The organism is Micromonospora sp. L32 (assembly GCF_052068055.1).
In the GTDB taxonomy this organism is placed as follows: domain Bacteria; phylum Actinomycetota; class Actinomycetes; order Mycobacteriales; family Micromonosporaceae; genus Micromonospora; species Micromonospora purpureochromogenes.
This window is the reverse complement of the sequence record NZ_JBQHDD010000001.1, coordinates 461,601-479,643: the sequence shown is the minus strand read 5'-3', so window position 1 is coordinate 479,643 and position 18,043 is coordinate 461,601. Positions and strand designations below refer to the sequence as shown.

The 18,043-nt window shown below is 73.0% G+C and carries 15 protein-coding genes; 4 read left to right on the top strand and 11 right to left on the bottom strand.

From position 1 onward, the window contains the following. Positions 1–2 precede the first annotated feature (2 nt). The 3 genes from ACTMTB_RS02350 to ACTMTB_RS02340 all read right to left on the bottom strand — a co-directional run bounded on the left by ACTMTB_RS02350 (position 3) and on the right by ACTMTB_RS02340 (position 2,056). Complete coding sequence (locus ACTMTB_RS02350) at positions 3–1,208, bottom strand: substrate-binding domain-containing protein (protein WP_441142271.1); 1,206 nt, start codon at positions 1,206–1,208, stop codon at positions 3–5. Positions 1,209–1,463: 255 nt separating this feature from the next. Further along, complete coding sequence (locus ACTMTB_RS02345) at positions 1,464–1,757, bottom strand: hypothetical protein (RefSeq protein ID WP_280837025.1); 294 nt, start codon at positions 1,755–1,757, stop codon at positions 1,464–1,466. Next, entirely contained in the window at positions 1,754–2,056 is a 303-nt protein-coding gene (locus ACTMTB_RS02340) for a DivIVA domain-containing protein (RefSeq protein ID WP_441142270.1), read from the bottom strand. Before ACTMTB_RS02340 ends, ACTMTB_RS02345 begins: the two co-directional genes overlap by 4 nt. 310 nt (positions 2,057–2,366) lie before the next feature. On the opposite strand from ACTMTB_RS02340, the gene ACTMTB_RS02335 reads away from it, so the two are divergent. Continuing rightward, entirely contained in the window at positions 2,367–2,597 is a 231-nt protein-coding gene (locus tag ACTMTB_RS02335; RefSeq protein WP_334571240.1) for a GntR family transcriptional regulator, read from the top strand. Positions 2,598–3,033: 436 nt separating this feature from the next. Here the strand turns inward: ACTMTB_RS02335 and ACTMTB_RS02330 are convergent, their stop codons facing one another. Further along, the gene (locus ACTMTB_RS02330; protein WP_441142269.1) at positions 3,034–4,170 is read right to left on the bottom strand and encodes a glycerophosphodiester phosphodiesterase; all 1,137 of its coding nucleotides are present in this window, start codon (positions 4,168–4,170) and stop codon (positions 3,034–3,036) included. A 143-nt stretch (positions 4,171–4,313) separates the two neighbouring features. Here ACTMTB_RS02330 and ACTMTB_RS02325 point away from each other — a divergent pair, with 143 nt between their 5' ends. Both ACTMTB_RS02325 and ACTMTB_RS02320 read left to right on the top strand, forming a co-directional pair. Then, a complete protein-coding gene (locus tag ACTMTB_RS02325) occupies positions 4,314–5,648 on the top strand; it encodes a TrkH family potassium uptake protein (protein WP_441142268.1) in 1,335 nt (444 codons plus the stop codon). Then, positions 5,638–6,303: a potassium channel family protein gene (locus ACTMTB_RS02320; protein ID WP_441142267.1), complete on the top strand. Its 666-nt coding sequence runs from the start codon at positions 5,638–5,640 to the stop codon at positions 6,301–6,303. Before ACTMTB_RS02325 ends, ACTMTB_RS02320 begins: the two co-directional genes overlap by 11 nt. A gap of 39 nt (positions 6,304–6,342) precedes the next feature. Here the strand turns inward: ACTMTB_RS02320 and ACTMTB_RS02315 are convergent, their stop codons facing one another. The 7 genes from ACTMTB_RS02315 to ACTMTB_RS02285 form a co-directional block, all read right to left on the bottom strand. Beyond that, the gene (locus tag ACTMTB_RS02315) at positions 6,343–7,989 is read right to left on the bottom strand and encodes a serine/threonine-protein kinase (protein ID WP_441142266.1); all 1,647 of its coding nucleotides are present in this window, start codon (positions 7,987–7,989) and stop codon (positions 6,343–6,345) included. 71 nt (positions 7,990–8,060) lie between these two features. Next, positions 8,061–9,614: a fused MFS/spermidine synthase gene (locus ACTMTB_RS02310; RefSeq protein WP_441142265.1), complete on the bottom strand. Its 1,554-nt coding sequence runs from the start codon at positions 9,612–9,614 to the stop codon at positions 8,061–8,063. 36 nt (positions 9,615–9,650) lie between these two features. After that, positions 9,651–10,664: a coiled-coil domain-containing protein gene (locus tag ACTMTB_RS02305; protein WP_441142264.1), complete on the bottom strand. Its 1,014-nt coding sequence runs from the start codon at positions 10,662–10,664 to the stop codon at positions 9,651–9,653. Between the two features lie 392 nt (positions 10,665–11,056). Beyond that, entirely contained in the window at positions 11,057–11,866 is an 810-nt protein-coding gene (locus ACTMTB_RS02300) for an inositol monophosphatase family protein (RefSeq protein WP_441142263.1), read from the bottom strand. Beyond that, the gene (locus ACTMTB_RS02295) at positions 11,859–12,311 is read right to left on the bottom strand and encodes a response regulator (protein WP_441142262.1); all 453 of its coding nucleotides are present in this window, start codon (positions 12,309–12,311) and stop codon (positions 11,859–11,861) included. Before ACTMTB_RS02295 ends, ACTMTB_RS02300 begins: the two co-directional genes overlap by 8 nt. Beyond that, positions 12,308–14,089, bottom strand: a complete 1,782-nt coding sequence (locus ACTMTB_RS02290; protein WP_441142261.1) for a sensor histidine kinase — start codon at positions 14,087–14,089, stop codon at positions 12,308–12,310. The genes ACTMTB_RS02295 and ACTMTB_RS02290 overlap by 4 nt, the downstream gene beginning before the upstream one ends. After that, positions 14,086–15,303 (bottom strand): PP2C family protein-serine/threonine phosphatase, encoded by a 1,218-nt coding sequence (locus tag ACTMTB_RS02285; protein ID WP_441142260.1) that lies wholly within the window; start codon positions 15,301–15,303, stop codon positions 14,086–14,088. The genes ACTMTB_RS02290 and ACTMTB_RS02285 overlap by 4 nt, the downstream gene beginning before the upstream one ends. A gap of 270 nt (positions 15,304–15,573) precedes the next feature. On the opposite strand from ACTMTB_RS02285, the gene ACTMTB_RS02280 reads away from it, so the two are divergent. Continuing rightward, positions 15,574–18,000 (top strand): M28 family peptidase, encoded by a 2,427-nt coding sequence (locus ACTMTB_RS02280; protein WP_441142259.1) that lies wholly within the window; start codon positions 15,574–15,576, stop codon positions 17,998–18,000. The last annotated feature ends 43 nt before the right edge of the window (positions 18,001–18,043 follow it).

Below are 18,043 nucleotides of genomic sequence, written 5' to 3'. Positions count from 1 at the left end.
GTTCAGCCCTTCATCTGGGTGACCGGCGGCGCGGTCTCGTCACCGGTCAGGCTCTTCTGGGCGGCGGCGGTGAACGCGGTGCCGCTGCCGGAGAGCTTGGCCTGGTACATCGGCTGGAGCAGCGCGTGGTCACCGGCGCGGATGGTCATCGACCCCTTCACCCCGTCGAACGTCCAGCCTTCGAGGGCCTTGACCATCTTCTCGACGTCGTCGCCACCCTCCTGCGCGGCGCGGACGACCATCTGCGCGGCGGCGAAGCCGTCCGGATGGAACAGGTCGATGGTCCCGCCGGGGATCTTCGCCTTGGCGGCCTTCGACGCCTCGGTGTCGCTGGCCCCGTCGAAGTAGTGCGACAGGAAGGAGATCTTGCTGCCGGCGGCGCCGAAGGTCGGCCAGGAGGCGCGGATGTCCAGGCCGGTGACGACCGTGGTCGAGCTCAACACGCCCTGCTGGTCGAGGGTCTGCCACATGGCCGGGGCGGTGGTGCCGGCCCAGGCGACGAAGAGCAGGTCCGGCTTGGCGGCCTTGATCTGGCTGGCGAACGGGGTGAACTCGGTGGCGCTGGCGGGGGCGCGGACGCTGCTGACGCTGGCCCCGGCCCCGCCGATGACGGCCTTCACGGCGGCCTCGTTGGCGTCGCCGAAGGCACCGTCCTGTGCGAAGACGACGACCTTCTTGCCGGCCGGGTCGCCGATGAACGACTTGGCCGTCACCACGTCCTGGTACGACTGCCGGCCGGAGCGGAACGTGTACTTGTTCGCGCCGGTGATCGCGTCGGTGGCGGCCGGGCCGGAGATGAACAGCACCTTGTTCTGGGCGGCGATCGGGGCGACCTGGAGCGCGACGCCGGACGCGGTGGAACCGGCGATGATCTTCGTACCCTTGCCGATCAGGTCCTTGGCGGCGGAGACCGCCTTGGCCGGGTCGCCGGCGTCGTCGACCTCGGTGAGCTCGATCTTGCGGTCACCGACCTTGCCGGTGCCCTTGGTGGCGTAGTCGAGGCCGGCCTTGAACCCCTCGATGTACTGCTTGCCGTAGCTGGCCAGCGCACCCGACTGGGAGTACACCAGGCCGACCTTGACCGGGGCGGCGGAGTCACCGCCACCCGAGGCGGTGTCCTGCGGGCTGCCGCAGGCCGTGGCGGCGAGCGCCGCGGCCATCATCGTGGCGGCGGAGAGGAACGCCCGCCGCGTGTGCCGGACCGTCATCGCGACTCCAGGTGAGGACAGGAAGCATGTTGTCGGCTCACGCTAGAAGTGACGTCACCCACGGGCTATGTGGCCCCGGCACACAAGTGATACGGACGGGGTGGCCGACCGTAACAATCGCCGGGCGGGTGAAGGTTACATCCCGCTTCGCGGTGGCTTGTACCGCCACCACCCGGCCCGCCCCTGTGTCGCGTCCCGCCATCGCCCCCGGCATCTCCGGCCGTTTCTCAGCCCACCGGTGGAACACCACGGGTGTCACCGCGGTCGTTCGGCACCCATGGTGTTCCACTCGCCAGTCGGCCGGAGTGGCGCGTTGCAGGCGCCGTCGTGGTCGGCCGGGCGCGGGCAGCGTCGGCCGCCGTCGAGCAACCGGTCGCAGAAGACCCAGTGGCGTACGCCCTGCGCGTCCTCGGCCGACACGGTGGTGCCACCGCCGTCCACTTCGGGCAGGAACCCGAGCGCCCGGGTGATCGCACGGGCGAGGCGCAGCGCCGCGGGCAGGTCGGCGGCGACCACTGGCAGGTGTACGACGAACCGCGCCGGACTCACCACCGCGCACCCGGGGTGAACCGGGACTGCCAACTCCGCAACGCCCGCTTGATCCGGACGTTCTCCTCCGTGGTCAGCGCCAGGTCCCGCCGAGCGTTGGCCAGCTCAGCGGCGACCCGATGGAGGAACGCGTGCACCTCGATCGGGTCGAGTCCGCGTCGTACCTGATGGAACTGCTGCTCGCGGATCTGTCCCGCGGTCAGCGGCCGGCACGACTCCGAGCGGTACCAGCCGGCGTTCGGCGGACGGTGCGGGTGGCGCCGCGGGGCGCGGCGGAACAGGGAGAGCACGTTGCGCATGAGCCACCTTCCGGTCGTCGCGTCATCGCGTCATCGCGGGTCGTCGCACTGGAAGGCGGCCCGGTCCGCCGATAGGGGACGCGGACCGGGCCGCCGGCCCCGCGACCGCAGCCCTCCTCGGCGGTACGACCCCGGAGCCAACCTTGGGTGTCCGCCCCCAGGGTTTGCCGAACCAACCGGAGCCGGACACCGAGCAACTTACGCCACTAAGTGGCGCGAGTCTAGCTCCCCGTGTCGGCGCGCCAACTTATTGCAGATGCTGGTGTAGGTCCGGCATGATCGGAGACGCCGAACCAACCGGAGTCTCACCATGCCCACAGCACAGCCCGAATTCCGGCGCATCGTCGACGACATCGCCGGGAAGATCAAGAACGGCGAACTCAAGCCGGGAGACAAGCTGCCGTCGACCAGCAAGCTCGCCGAGATGTACGGCGTCAGCAACAACACGGCCTACCGCGCGCTCGTCATCCTTCACGACCGCGAACTCATCATCGGCCAGCAGGGGCGCGGCACCTACGTGGCCGAGCGCCCAGCAAGCTAGCAGTTCAGGCGCTTTGGAACTGATGTCGTAGCCGACTCAGCCGGCGGGGCACTCCGCACCATCCCGCAAGATCGTGCTCATTCGCCTGGTAGTGGGCCGCTGCGGCCGAGCGACATCTACTTCTGACGTGGAGCGCAATCTCCGCCCGTCGCGGCACCCACCCCGACAGGGCTGATTCGTTCACGTCATCAGCTCTAAAGGGCCGCATGACACCACCCCACTCCCGACAGCGGCTGCGGCTCGGCCCAGGTCAACAGGCTCCGCTCGGAGCGCCCGGCCCACTCGGCTGCGTACCGCCGCCGACGAGAAGGGGGTGCCCGGCCGGACCGGACACCCCCTTTCCGCGTACCCGACGGGGAACCTTCGCCACCGCGAGCCTGGCCGGTGGGCGCGGCTCGCGGTGGCGCGGCGGTCGGGGTGGGGCAGCGAGCTGCGGTCAGCGCTCGGCGAGGCCGGCGCGGGCGGCGACCGCGGTGTCGGGCTGGTCGGCGAAGACGCCGTCCAGGCCGAGGCCGTAGAAGAGTTCGTACTCGGCGGTGATGTCGCCGCGGGCGTTCGGGTCGGCGCCGATCCGGAAGTCGGCCGGGAGGAACTGGTTCTCGGCGCGGAAGGTCCAGGCGTGCACCACCAGGCGCTCCCGGTGCGCGTCCCGGACGACAGTGGTCGGCGCGCGCAGCTTGCCGGTGGCGTCGCGGGGCACGATCAGGTTCTTGTTCAGGCCGACACCGTCGGCGTAGTCGGCGATCCACGCCAGCCCCGCCGGGGTGGCCAGGTCGGCGTAGGTGCGGGCGTCGCCGGCGGCGGTGAAGTCGTACGGGCGACCGGCGGCGTCCAGGAGCTGCACCAGCGGCACGTCGATCATCGCGTCCAGCTTGCGCAGGTTGGCGGTTTCGAAGGACTGGACGAAGACCGGGTCGTGCCGGTGGGTCAGCTTGTTCTTCCGCAGGACCGCGACCAGCGGCTCCTCCAGCGGCAGCCCGATGGCGGCGAAGTAGCTGGGGTGCTTGGTCTCCGGGTAGACGCCGACGGTGCGGCCCCGCTGGCGGCTCTCGGTGCGGGCCAGGTCGATGACCTCCTGGAACGTCGGCACCTCGAACCGGCCGTCGAAGGCGGTGTTCGCCACCCGGACCTGCGGCAGCCGCTCCTTGGCGCGCAGGGTCTTCAGCTCGGCGAGGGTGAAGTCCTCGGTGAACCAGCCGGTGACCGCGACCCCGTCGATGGTCTTGGTGGCCTTGCGTCCGGCGAACTCCGGCCGGGTCGACACGTCGGTCGTACCCGAGATCTCGTTCTCGTGCCGGGCGACCAGCACGCCGTCCTTCGTCGAGACCAGGTCCGGTTCGATGTAGTCGGCGCCCATCCGGATCGCCAGCCGGTAGGCCTCCAGGGTGTGCTCGGGGCGGTAGCCGCTCGCCCCGCGGTGGGCGATCACGATGGGCCGGTGGCTGGCCCGGTCCCGGCCGGCCTGGTCCGCGCGGTCGGCGTCGTCCTCGCGGGCCGACGCCGAGCCGGGGACCGCAACGGCCACCGCGAGCAGGGCGGCGGCCAGGCCGAAGGCGGAAAGGGTACGTCGCAACGCCGTCTCCTGTCGTCGATTGGTCGCCGCCCAGCAGACCGGTCCGGGCTGACCGCCAGTTGGTCGGCGGCTGACCGGCCGGTGAACCCTGCGGGATACGCCATTCACCGACCCGGAGATGCCCGGAACCGGAAGATTGTCTGGTGCGCCGGTTCCTTCGTCACCCCGTCCGGCTGGTGCCGTTCGGCTTCCTGGTGGCGATCGCGATCGGCACCGGCCTGCTGATGCTGCCCTGGGCGACCAGCGAGGAGCGCTACACCCCGCTGGTCACGGCGCTGTTCACCGCGACCTCCGCCGTGTCGGTCACCGGCATGGCCGTCAACGACACCCCGAACTACTGGAACGGGTTCGGGCTGGCGATGATCACCGTGCTCACCCAGATCGGCGGCCTGGGCATCCTCACCGGCGCGGCCCTGGTCAGCCTCGCGGTGTCCCGGCAGCTCGGGCTGCGCAACCGGCTGCTGGTGGCGGCCGAGACGGCCGAGTACGGCGTCGGCGACGTCGGTTGGCTGCTGGCGCGCATCGCCACCACGGTGGTGGTCACCGAGGCGCTGATGACCCTGGTCGTCAGCGGGCGGCTCTGGCTGGCCTACGGCTACCCGCCCGGCCGGGCGCTCTGGTCCGGCACCTTCCATTCGATCCAGGCCTTCAACAACGGCGGGTTCACGCTCTACTCCGACGGCCTGCTCGCCTTCTCCCGGGACCCCTGGGTGGCGCTGCCGCTGGGAATCGGCGCGATCATCGGTGGCCTCGGCTTTCCCGCCCTGTTCGAGGCGGCCCGGCGCTGGCGCCGCCCCGCCCGCTGGTCGGTCGCCACCAAGCTGACCATCTGGGGCAGCGTGGTGCTGGTGGCGGGCGGCTTCCTCGCCCTGCTGCTCGCCGAGTGGGGCAACCCCCGCACCATCGGCACGTACGACGCGCCCGGCAAGGTGCTCGCCGCGTTCACGCAGATCGCCCTCAGCCGCACCGGCGGCTTCGACGTGATCAACATCGAGTGGTTGAGCGAGGAGAGTTATCCCCTGCTCATCGCCCTGATGTTCATCGGCGGTGGCAGCGCCAGCACCGCCGGCGGCATCAAGGTCTCCACGTTCTTCCTGCTCGCCTTCGTGATCTGGGCGGAGTTGCGCGGCGAGCCCGATGTCGTGGTGGGCCGGCGGCGGGTGGTCGGTTCGAGCCAGCGGCAGGCGCTCACCGTGGCGCTGCTCAGCGTGGCGCTGGTGGTCATCGGCACGGTCGGACTGATCCTGATCACCGAAGGGGTCCGGTTCAACGAATCGCTCTTCGAGGTGACCTCGGCCTTCAGCACCACCGGCCTGTCGGTGGGGCTCACCCCGAACCTGCCCGAGCAGGGCCAGTACCTGCTGACCGTCCTGATGTACATCGGCCGGGTCGGGCCACTCACCCTCGGCTCGGCGATCGCGTTGAACACCCGGCGCCGGCTGTACCACTACCCGAAGGAGCAACCCATTGTCGGCTAGAGGAACGAGCGACGGCGCCATCGCCGTGATCGGGCTGGGCCGGTTCGGCTGCCACCTGGCCGGCGCGCTGACCCGGCTGGGCCACGAGGTGCTCGCCGTCGACCGGGACTCGGATCAGGTCCAGCGCTGGGCGCCGTACCTGGAACGGGTGGTGCAGGCGGACGCGACCGAGGAGGACGCGCTGCGCCAGCTGGGCCTGGCCGACTTCCGGCGGGTGGTGGTCGCGATCGGCGTGTCGCTGGAGGCGAGCGTGCTCACCGTCGTGGCGCTGACCGAGGTCGGCGTGCCGCAGATCTGGGCCCGGGCCACCTCGGACAAGCACGCGAGGATCCTCGCCTCGGTCGGTGCCCACCACGTGATCTTCCCCGAGGCGGAGACCGGGGAACGGGTGGCGCACCTGATCGTCAGCCGGATGCTCGACTTCATCGAGTTCGGCGACGACTTCGCCATCGCCAAGGTGCCGGTGCCGCCGTCGCTGGTCGGCCGGTCGCTGCGCGACCTGACCCCCGAGCGCTACGGCGTGCTGGTGGTCGGCGCGAAGCTCCCCGAGGAACGCTTCCGGTACGCCACCGCGGACACCGTGCTCAGCAAGGGCACCGTGCTGATCGTCGAAGGGACGATCGCTCAGGTGCAGCAATTCGCCAACCTCGGCTGACCGGTCACTTCCCCTTGCTCTTGCCCCCCTTCGTCGTCGCTACCGGCCGCCTTTTCCCTTGCTGTCACCCGACCCCTTGCCCTTGCCGGAGGTGCCGGACTTCGCCTTCGACGTGCCGGACCCACCGCTGCCCGAGGACTTGACCGTGGTCTTCGCCGGCGGCTTCTTCGTCGTCGCCTTCGGCGGCGCCTTCGTGGTCGGCGCGGTGGTCGGCGCGGTGGTCGGCATCGCCCCGGCCACCCCGGAGACCCGTACGCCGCAGGCGTTCTCACCGAGCTTGAACTCCAGCGGCAACGGGTTGCCGCCGGCGTACCGGCCGGACAGGGCGATCTTCTCGGAGGCCCCCGGCGCCAACGACTCCCGACCAGCGGCCGGGCCCACCCGGACCGTCCGGCCCTCCTGCCGCACGGTCGGGCCGGGCGCGGTGAGCGTCTGCTGGCCGGGGAAGGCGAAGCTCATCGTCCAGTCCCGCAGCTCGCGGGTACCGGTGTTGGTGAGGGTGAGCTGGGCGGCGAAGTCCTTGCCGGAGTCGCTGCGCAGCGCGTACTCGACCTCGCAGGGGCTCGGCTGCTCCAGGCCCATCCGCGCCTCGGTGGGCTGGTCGACGCCACCGCTGGCCGGGGTCTTCGAGGTCATCCCCCACATCGCCGCGGTGACCGCGACCAGGCCGGCGGCGGCCACCCCGGCCTCCACCCGACGCCGCCGGGTCGCCGCCCGGCGGCTGCGGGTCCGACCGGAGAAGGGCAGCGCGTCGGTGTCGGTCGACCAGGGCAGGATCGTGGTGCCGGCGCTGGCCAGCAGCGCCGGGTCGAGCGTGCCGGGCGCCGGGGAGACCGGCACGGCCGCGATCATCCCGGCCGCCTCGGCCAGGGTACGGGCCAGCTCGGCGGTGGTCGGCCGGTCCTCCGGCCGCTTGGCCAGGCAGCGGTGCGCCAGCTCGGCCACCTCGGCGGGCAGCCCCGGCACCTCCGGCATCGGCTCCGGGTCGTTGTACATGTGCGCGCGCAGCATCTCGGTGGTGGTGCTGGCCTCCCACGGCAGCCGACCGGTCAGCATCCGGTAGAGCAGCAGCCCGACGGCGTACACGTCGGTGGCCGGCGAGACCTGGCCGTTGTCCAGCCGCTCCGGCGCCAGGTAGGCGGGGGTGCCCAGCAGGGTGCCGTCCGGGCCCTTCTCGCTCTCCCCCACCAGCGCGGAGATGCCGAAGTCGACGACCTTCACCCCGTTCGGGGTCAGCATGACGTTGCCGGGGGTGACGTCCCGGTGGACCACGCCCCGGGCGTGCGCGGTGGCCAGCGCCGAGGTGACCTCGGCGGCGATGGTGACCGCCTCGCGCCAGGCCAACTTCCCGTCCCGGCCGAGCCGCACGGTCAGCGGGGCGCCGTCGACCAGCTCCATCACGACGTACGGCACGGTCAGGCCGACCTGCTCGGACTCGCCGTAGTCGTACACGTTGGTGATGTTGGGGTGGCAGAGCCGCGCGGCGGCCTGGGCCTCGACCCGGATCCGGTGCCGGAAGGCCCTGTCGCTGGCCAGCCGGGAAGCGAGCACCTTCACCGCGACCTGTCGACCCAGCACCTCGTCGTAGCCACGCCACACCACTGACATGCCGCCGGCGCCGAGCTGCTCGATCAACCGGTACCGCTCACCCAGCAGCTGCGCGCCGTTCCGGATTCCACCACCCATGGTCGGACGTGTTGCCCGGGAACGATCCCGCTACACCTCGCTGGTCGTAATCGGTCAGCGGATTCACCCGATCAGGCTGTCGCGAGCAGTTGGTCCACCGGCGCGTAGTCGTCGGTCAGGACCAGCGCGTCGTCGACGAAGGCGGCCAGCTCCCCGCCGGCCAGCAGGTCCGGCACCGGGTCGAGGCGGCCCAGCCGCTGGGTGAGCGCGTCCACCGGCAGCGGCGCGTCCGAGGCGACGATGAGGAAGTTGGAACCCTGCTGACCGGCGATCGCGGCGGCCGGGGCGACCAGCGCGACGTGCCGGAACTCGGCGGCGACCGTGGCCAGCTCGCTGCGGATGAAGCGGCCCGGCGGATAGTCGATGACGTTCTGGACGTACATCCCGCCGGGCCGGAGCACCCGGCGGACCTCGGCGGCCATCTCCCGGGTCGCCAGGTGCCAGGGCACCACCAGATGGCCGAAGGCGTCCCCGACCACGAAGTCGCGGCTGTCGGTGGGCTCGCCGCCGACCAGCATCCGGGCGTCACCCACCACCGCGCGCAGCCCCGGCCCCGGCCGTACGCCCAGCAGCCGCCGGTCCAGCTCGACCAGCTCACCGTCGATCTCGAAGACCACGTTGTCGGTGCCGGGCCGGGTGGCGCTCAGGTAGCGCGGCATGGTGAAGCCGCCCCCGCCCAGGTGCAGCGCGTCCAGCCGCCGCCCCGCCGGCGCAACCACGTCCGCCGCCGCGCCGATCCACCGCGTGTACGCGTACTCCAGGTAGGTGGGGTCGGCCAGGTCCACGTACGAGTGCTCGGCGGAGTTGAGGTAGAGCACCCGCCCACTGGCGCGGGACGGGTCGTCGGCCACCCGCGCGCAGTGGTACGCCGTCTCCACGTCGCACGGGTTCGGGGCGACCGCGCTGAGCCCCGCCCCGAGCAGTCCGAGCACCGCGAGGGTGGCCTTGGTCCGGGCCGCGCCGGGCAGCCCGCCGCCCTCCTGCCGGCGCAGGTGAAACCCGAGCGCGAGGCCGGTGACCCCGAGCAGCACCGCCAGTGCGATCAGGATGACCGTGCTGGGCAGCGCCGCCACCAGCACGAAGCCGGTGACCAGGGTGGCGGTGATGCCGCCCAGCGTGCCGATGCCGGAGAGCCGCCCGACCACCTGCCCGGTGCGGCGCAGGTCGGCCAGTTGGAGCTTCACCACCAGCGGGGTGACCGCCGCGAGCAGGGCCGCCGGGACGAAGACCGCGAGCGCGGTGAGCAGCAGGATGGCGCTGGCCGCGCCGCCGCGCAGCACCTCACCGGCGTACCGGACCACCGGCAGGGTGACCGCCGTGGCGATGCCGGCCAGCACCAGCGCCGGGGCCAGCAGGCCGCGTGGGTCCCGCCGGTCGGCCAGCCAACCGCCCGTCCACGCCCCGTACGCGATGGCGGCCAGCGCGATGCCGATCACCGAGCTGGTGACCTGGAGGGTCACCCCGACGTACGGGCCCACCAGGCGGAGCGAGACCGTCTCCAGCACCAGCACGGCACCGCTGGAGAGGAAGACCAGGAACGCGGCGAGCCCGTTGGGCAGCGCGCGGGCGGTGACCGGCGCGCCGGGTGCCGGGTTGACCACGACGTCGGACGATGAGCTGCTCACCGTCGCGATGGTACGCAGCGTTCCTGGCGCTCCGGGTCAGTACATCGAAAGATGAACATGGTTTGTGTGGTCGGCGGCCGGGCTGCCGGAGCCGCTGTACGACCGCCAACCCGTGTTCGGCATCCAGATCTGCCGGTACCAGATCACGTAGAGCACGCCGAGCCGGCTGGCGTTGTTCTTGAAGTAGTTGGCCAGGCTGTCGCCGTACGCCTTGTCCCCGCCGGTGGCCGTGCGGTCCTCGAACCCGCCGGTGGCGGCGGCGAAGTCGCAGGCCCGCCCCTTCGGGTGCTCACCGCCGCCGCCGCTGCGGAAGCAGGAGACGTACCGCTTGTACCCGGCGGCCTGGGCCTGCCGCAGGGCGTGCAGGGTGCGCGGGGTGATGCAGCCGTCGGTGGTCGGGTCGTTGGCCGAGCAGGACTCCGACGGCCAGGACCCGTCCGAGTCGCGCGGCGCCGGACTCGCCGACCGCGAGCTGCCGCTGAAGCCGGAACTCGTGCCGGAGCTGACCGTGGCGAGCGCCCGCTCGGCGTCCCGCTTCCGCTTGGCCAGCGCGGCGAGCTGCTTCTGCTGCTCGCGCACCTCGTTGTCGATGGCCGCCTTGGCCTGCGCGGCGGCCTGCTTGGCCTCGGTCAGCTCGCGCAGCCGCTTGGCGTCCCGCTGGCCCATCACGTCCAGTTCGGCGGCGCGTTGCAGCAGCGCCTGCGGGCTGGCGCTGTTGAGCAGCGCCGAGGCGGTGCTCAACCGACCCAGCCGGTACGACTGCGCGGCGACCTCGCCGACCTGGGCGTTCAGCCCGACCAGCCGCCCCTCGACCGTCCTCAGCTCGCCGGTCAGGGCGGCCTGGCGACGCTTGGAGTTGTCCAGCTTCGCCTTGGCCTCGATGTGGCCCTTGGCGGCGGCCTCCAACGCCTCACGGAGCTTGGTGGTGCCACCCTCGTTCGGCTCCGCGGCGGCCGGCGCGACGCCGGCGCCGAGCAGCAGCGCCACGACGGCGAGCAGCACGATCAGCGGCCGGCGGGCAGCCGGCCTGGTGAGGCTGGTCCTCGGCACGACAGTGTCCTTCCTCGGCCGCCAGGGGGACGGCGGCGCGGCGGCGGCCCCGCCGGGCTCCGAAAGGACGGGCCTGCGGGCGGCGACCGCCGGACACGATACCGGACCCAGGCCGGTTGACCAGGCCCGCGACCGCCGAGGGCATAGATCGTCGACGCAGCGTCCCGACGTGGTCGCGCAGCGCCGCGACAGCCCGGCCGACCTCGTCCGCACCGGCGTGATCCACTCCGTTCGCGGCGAGTCGCGGCATCCAGCAGCCCTGACAGCCCGACACGCCGCAAACCGCGCGCCTCCGTCCGAGGGATCGGCGTGATCCACTCCGATTGCGGCGTGTCGCGGCATCCAGCAGCCCCGACACGCCGACACGCCGCAAAGCGCGTCGGAGGGGTGGGTCAGCCGCCGAGGAGGGCGTTGCGGACCTCGTGCCAGGTCCGCTCGTCGGCCGCGACCAGCAGCCCCTTGTCGTCGTCGGCCGGGTGGTACTCGGCGCCGTCGAACCGGCGGGCCACCCCGCCGGCTTCCCGCACCAGCAGCACCCCGGGGGCGTGGTCCCAGGGCAGGGTCCGCCAGAAGAGCACGAACTGCTGGTCGCCGGTGAGCAGGTCGAGGTACTCCCGCCCGGCGCAGTGCTGCCCGACGAGCAGTTCGCCGATCCGCGCCCCGCCCGCCTCAGCGGTCCGCCGGGTCTCCGGCGGCAGGAACCGGGTCATCGCGGTGCCGCGCAACGCGCCGAGCGGCGGTACGCCGTCGGCGGTGCGCACCGGCCGGCCGTCGAGCAGGGTGCCCTCCCCGGCGACGGCCACCGCCAGCGTCTCCGCGAGCGGGTCGAGCACCCAGGCGGCGGCCAGCTCGCCGTCGGTGAGCAGCGCGACCATCAGCGCGAACGGGCGGCGGCCGGCGGCGAAGTTGCCGGTGCCGTCGACCGGGTCGACCACCCAGACGTCGCCGTCGCCGCGCAGGTGGCGCAGCAGGGACGGATCGTCGGCGACCGCCTCCTCGCCGACGACGACCGAACCGGGCCGCAGCCGGCGCAGCGCGGCGGAGATCTTCTCCTCCGCCCGCCGGTCGGCCACCGTGACCAGGTCACCGGGGGCCTTCTCGGCGACGTCGGCGTCGTCCAGCCGGCGGAACAGGGGCAGGACGACCTCGGCCGCGGTCTCCCGCAGCAGCTCGCCGACGTCGTCCCGCAGCCGGTCAGCCACGCGGCGGGAGCTTGACCACGCTGACGAAGAACTCGTCGATCTGCCGGACCACCGAGATGAAGCGCTCGAAGTCGACCGGCTTGGTCACGTAGGCGTTGGCGTGCAGCTGGTAGCTGCGCAGGATGTCCTCGTCGGCCTGGGAGGTGGTGAGCACCACGACCGGGATGCGGCGGAGCTGCTCGTCCTCCTTGATCTCCTCCAGCACCTCGCGGCCGTCCCGGCGGGGCAGGTTCAGGTCGAGCAGGATCAGGTCCGGCGCGATCGCGTCGCCGTACTGGCCCTCGCGGCGCAGGTAGGCCAGCGCCTCGGCGCCGTCGGAGACAACGGTGAGCCGGTTGCGCAGCTTGTGCTCCTCGAACGCCTCCTGGGTCATCAACACGTCACCCGGGTCGTCCTCGACCAGCAGGACCTCGATTGGGCTCTTGCCGTCCGCTGGCGCGGTCATCTCACCGTCTCCTTCATGCCACCCGTTGTACCGTGCTCCGGCGCCGCCTCGGGCGCGTCTGCGCCCGCCGGGCCGTCCGGCTGCCGGCCCACGGTCGGCGCGGAGGTCTCCGGCTCACCGTCGGCGTCGGCGTCGGCCGCCAGGGCCGGGTCGTCCCCGGCCGGTTCCGCGCCGGCCGGCTCCTCGCCGGTGACCGCCTCGGCCTCCGCCGCCGCCCGGGCCGCCTCGACGTCCTCGGGCAGCGCCGGCAGGGTGAAGCGGATCGCGGTGCCCTCGTCGGTGTCGGTGTCCACCCAGACCCGGCCACCGTGGTACTCCACGATCTTCTTGACGATCGCCAGGCCGATGCCGGTGCCGGGGTACGCGTCCTTGGCGTGCAGCCGCTGGAAGATCACGAAGATCTTGTCGGCGAACTCCGGCTCGATCCCGATGCCGTTGTCCTGGCAGGTGATCTCCCACTCGTCGTCGACGAGCCGGGCGGAGACGTGCACCTTCGGCGTGACGTCCGGGCGGCGGAACTTGATCGAGTTGCTGACGAGGTTGGCCAGCAGGTTGGTCAGCAGCGGTTCCTCGCCGCGGATCACCGGCATCTCGTCCCAGGTCAGCTCGGCGTCGGCGTACTGGCGGGCGGCCTCGGTCTGCCCGGCCACGTCGCCCATCACCTTGTCGAGGTCGACCTCGGTGAAGCCGGTGGTGAGCCGGCCGATCCGGGAGAAGGCCAGCAGGTCGTTGATCAGGCGCTGCATCCGCTGCGCGCCGTCGACGGCGAAGGCGATGTACTGGTCGGCCCGCTCGTCGAGCTGGCCGGCATAGCGGCGCTGGAGCAGCTGGCAGAAGCTCGCCACCTTGCGCAGCGGCTCCTGGAGGTCGTGCGAGGCCACGTACGCGAACTGCTCCAGGTCGCGGTTGGAGCGGGTCAGCTCCTCGGCCTGCTTCTGCAGCTGGCTGTTGACCCACTCGATGCTCTCGCGCGCCTCGCGCACCTCGGCGAGTTCCCGGGCGATCTTCTGCCGCATCGCGTCCACGTCGCCGGCGAGCTGTTGGAACTCCGGCGGGCCGGACCCGGCGATGCGGTGCTGGTAGTCGCCCTCGGCGACCTCCCGTATCTGCTCGGCCAGCCCGGTCAGCGGCTTGATCACCATCCGGTCCAGCGACAGCAGCAGCACCGAGCCGGCCACCGCCACCACCACCGCCGCGACGATCAGCAGGACCACCAGGATGTTGCTGCTCTGGTAGACCTTGTCCGCCGTGCGCTGCCGCTCGTCGAGGATCTCGGCCTGGAGCACGCCGGCCGAGGCGCGGATCTGCTCGAACTGCTGCCGTGCCTGGTCGGTGATGAGCGCCTGGGCGGCCGCCGTGCCGTCCCGCTCGGTCGTGGTGATCACCGGCTGGGCGACGGCGCTGCGCCAGTCGGCCGCCTGCTGCTCCACCACCGCCAACGCCCGCTGGATATCCGGATAGTCACCGATCAGCGCGTTCATCTTGCTGACGGTCTCCCGCTCCTGCCGGAGGCCGCTGTCGTACGGGGCGAGGTCGGCGCGGTCGGCGCTGACCGCGTACCCCCGGACGGCGGTCTCCTGGTCGAGCAGGGCGTTGAGCAGTTCCTGGCCCTGCACCCGCAGCGGGCCGGTCTTCACCAGCACCGCGTCCATGTTCTGCCGGGTCTTGGTGGCCAGCGCGGCCTCGGCCGCGGCGAGCCCGAGCAGCAGCACCACGACCACGGTGAGCAGCAGGCTCACCCGGCGGCGCAGCGTCCACTCGGGGCGGTACGAGTTCACCGGCCACCGCCGCGGGTGACCAGCAGCATGGCGACGTCGTCGGCGAGCGGACCACCGTTGATCTGCTCGGCCCGGCCGACCAGCCAGGCCGGCAGCTCGGCCAGCGGCACCGCCTGGTTGGCCGGCTCCTCCAGCAGGCCAACCAGCCCCGGCACGTCCAACCGGTCGTCGCCGTCGCCCACCCGTCCCTCGATCAGGCCGTCGGTGTACATCAACAGGGACCAGTCATCGGTGTCGAACTCCAGGTCGAACGCTACGGGTCGGCGAGGTCGTACCCCGAGGAGCAGGCCACCACGCGCCGGGACCGGCGCGACCTTGCCTCCGGAGAGCAGCAGCGGCGGCGGGTGCCCGGCCAGCCGGACGGTGGCCCGGTTGCCGGCCAGGTCCAGCCGGACCGTGGCGACGGTGGCGAAGATCTCCTGAAGGCGGCGCTCGCTCATCAGCACCTGTTCCAGGGCGGGCAGCACGTCGTCGTCGGCGACCCCGGCCAGGATCAGCGCCCGCCAGGCGACCCGCAGCTCGACGCCGAGCGCAGCCTCGTCCACACCGTGCCCGCAGACGTCGCCGACGATCAGGTCGACCCGGTCGGGCCGGGTCTGCACCACGTCGAAGAAGTCCCCGCCGATCAGGGCGGCGTGCCGGCCGGGACGGTAGAAGGTGTGCACCGACACCTCGTCGGTGCTCATCAGCGGCTGGGGCAGCAGGCCGCGCTCCAGGCGGGCGGACTCGGCCTGACGCAGCTCGACCTCGCGCAGCCGCCGGGCGTTCTCGTCGGCCCGCTTGCGTTCCACCGCGTAGCGCAGCGCGCGGGTCAGCAGGACGCCGTCGACCTGCCCCTTGACCAGGTAGTCCTGGGCGCCCTCGGCGACCGCGACGATGCCCAGGTGCTCGTCGGAACGGCCGGTCAGCACGCAGACCGCCGCGCCGCTGGACATCTCCAGCACCTTGCGCAGGCCGTCCAGGCCCTGGGCGTCGGGCAGCCCGAGGTCGAGCAGCACGCAGTCGACGCCGGCCACCCGCTGCCGGGCCTCGCTGAGGCTGGTGGCGACCAGCAGGTCGATCATCGAGTTGGTCTCGGCGAGCAGCTCACTCACCAGGAAGGCGTCGCCCTCGTCGTCCTCGACCAGCAGAACCCGCAGCCGCTCGCCGGGCGGCAGGTTGGGGTTCCGCCCGAGGCCCCCCTGCGGGTACGGCGCCACGGAGGGACCGGCCATGCCGGGCCCCCGGTGCGGCCGGGTCACCGCCGCGAGACGCGGGAGTTCGCTGGTGATGTCGGGCTCCTTCCGAGTGCCCCGCTGATCCTGTATTAGACAACGGTCGCACACAACATGGCCGTGTCGGCACGGGCGTACCCGGGCAAGGCCGTCACACGGACAGCGGTCGGGCGGGAAGGAGCGTTACGGGAGGCCCCGGGGTGTCGCGGCTCACCCCCGGCGCGGTGCAGGATGATCCTCACCCTTCGCCCCACCCCCGAGGAGCCCGCCGTGGGCGCACCCGCAGTTCCCGCCGCCGAGGAGTCCGCCGGGCGTACCCCCGTGGTCCGCGCCGCCGACCGGGCGCTCGCCCGGCCGCGCCGTAGGGCGCTCGCCGCCGTCGCCGCGCTGGTCGCGCTGCTCGCGGTCGGTGCCGCCGTCCTGGTCGACCTGCGCACGCCGGCGCCGCGTCCGGCGGACGCGCCGGCCGGCGAGTTCAGTGCCGCCCGGGCGTACCGGACGGTGCAGACCGTCGCGGCCCGCCCGCACGTCGCCGGCAGCCCGGCCAACGATCAGGTACGCGAGCACCTGGTCGGCGCGCTGCGCGGCCTCGGGCTGGAGACCGAGGTGCAGGACACCGTCGCTGACGAGGCGGGGCAGCTCAGCGGGGCCGCGGGCGGCGCCACCCTGGCCCGGGTACGCAACGTGGTGGCCCGGCTGCCCGGGACCGCCTCCACCGGACGGGTCTTCCTGGTGGCGCACTACGACTCGGTGCAGTCCGGGCCGGGCGGCAACGACGACGGGGCCGGGACCTCGACCATCCTGGAGGTCGCCCGGGCGCTGACCAACGGTCCCCGCCCGCGCAACGACATCGTCTTCGTGCTCACCGATGCCGAGGAGGCGTGCCTGTGCGGGGCGCAGGCGTTCGCGTCGAGCCACCCGCTGGCCGCGGACGGCGGGGTGGTGCTCAACCTGGAGGCGCGGGGCGCCACCGGTCCGGTGATCATGTTCGAGACCTCCCGGAACAACGCGCGGCTGGTCGACGTCTTCGGTCGCGCCGCCCCGCACCCGGTGGGCACCTCGTTCGCGGTGGAGATCTACCGGGCGCTGCCGAACGACACCGACTTCACCGCGTTCCTGGACGCCGACTTCGTCGGGTTGAACTCGGCGTACATCGACGGGGGCGCGATCTACCACACCCCGCTGGACACCCCGGCGGCGATGGACCGGGGCAGCCTCCAGCAGCACGGGGACAACGCCCTCGGGCTGGCCCGGGAGTTCGGCCGTGCCGACCTGACGGGCCTGCGCTCCGGCCACGACGCCACCTACTTCCCGGTCCCCGGCGGGCTGGTCCGCTACCCCGGCTGGCTGACCTGGCCGCTGGCCGCGCTGGCCGTGGCGGCGGTGCTGGCGCTGGCCTGGCTGGCCCGGCGACGGGGGCGGGTGACCACCGGCCGACTCGCCGCCGGCTTCGGGCTGACCCTGGTGCCCATCGTCGTGGCGCCGCTCGCCGCCCAGCTGCTCTGGGCCGCGATCACCGCGCTGCGTCCCGGCTACGCCGAGCTGCTCGACCCGTACCGGCCGACCTGGTACCGGCTGGCCGTGGTGGCGCTCGCCGCCGCGATCCTCGCCGCCTGGTACGCGCTGACCCGTCGCTGGGCCGGCCCGGCCGCGCTGGCGATCGGCGCGCTGGGCTGGCTGGCCCTGCTCGGGGTGCTGCTGGCCGCGCTGGTGCCCGGCGGGGCGTACCTGGCCACCCTGCCGGCCCTGGCCGGCGCGGCTGCCGGCCTGGTCGCCCTGGTCACCCGGATCGACGGTCCGTGGCCGGTGCTGGCGGTGACCCTGGCCGGCGCGGTCGCCGTGGTGATCCTGCTGCCGACGGTGGTGCTGCTCTTCCCGGCGCTGGGCATGGCGATGGGCGGGGTCGCGGCGCTCTTCGCGGTGCTGCTCGGCCTGGCCGCACTGCCGGTGGTGGATCTGCTGCACCCGGCCGCCGGCGGCCAGCGCGGGATGGTCGCGCTGCGCGCCCGCCGGCTGGGCGCGCTGCCGGCCGTCGCCGCCGGGCTCGCGGCGGTGGTGCTCGCCGGGGTCGGGCTGCGGGTGGACCGCTTCGACGCCGCGCATCCGGCGCCCACCCACCTGATGTACGCCCTGGACGCCGGCACCGGCCAGGCCCGGTGGCTCAGCCACGAGGAGGACCCGCAGCCCTGGACCGACGGCTACGTGGACGGGTCGGCGAAGGTCGAGGACTTCCCCGGTCTCGGTGACGGCGAGCTGCGCGCCGGGCCCGCCCCGGCGGCGAACCTGCCGGCACCGAAGCTGGAGGTCCTGGCCGACACCACCGTCGGCCGGCAGCGCACCCTGCGCCTGCGCCTGGTGCCCCAGCGGCCGGTCCGGCTGGCCACGTTGCATGTGGAGACCGCCGGGACGGGCGGCACGGGCATCGAGGCGGCGACGGTGGCCGGCCGGCCGGTGAAGATCGACAAGCGGCAGCCGGACGGCCGCTGGTGGGGCATCGTGTTCCACGCGCCACCGCCGGAGGGGATCGAGGTCACCCTCACCCTGGAGCCGCGCGGCGGCCAGGTGCTGCTGCGGGCGATGGACGCCAGCGACGGCCTCGACGGGCTGCCGGGCTTCCGGCCCCGCCCGGCGGACGTGGGCGTGGTCGGCTCGCACAGCTCGGAGATGCTGGCGGTGGCCCGCACGTATCCGTTGTAGCGGACGGGGCGGGGGCCGGGTGTGTCGGTCGGGCCCTGTGGAA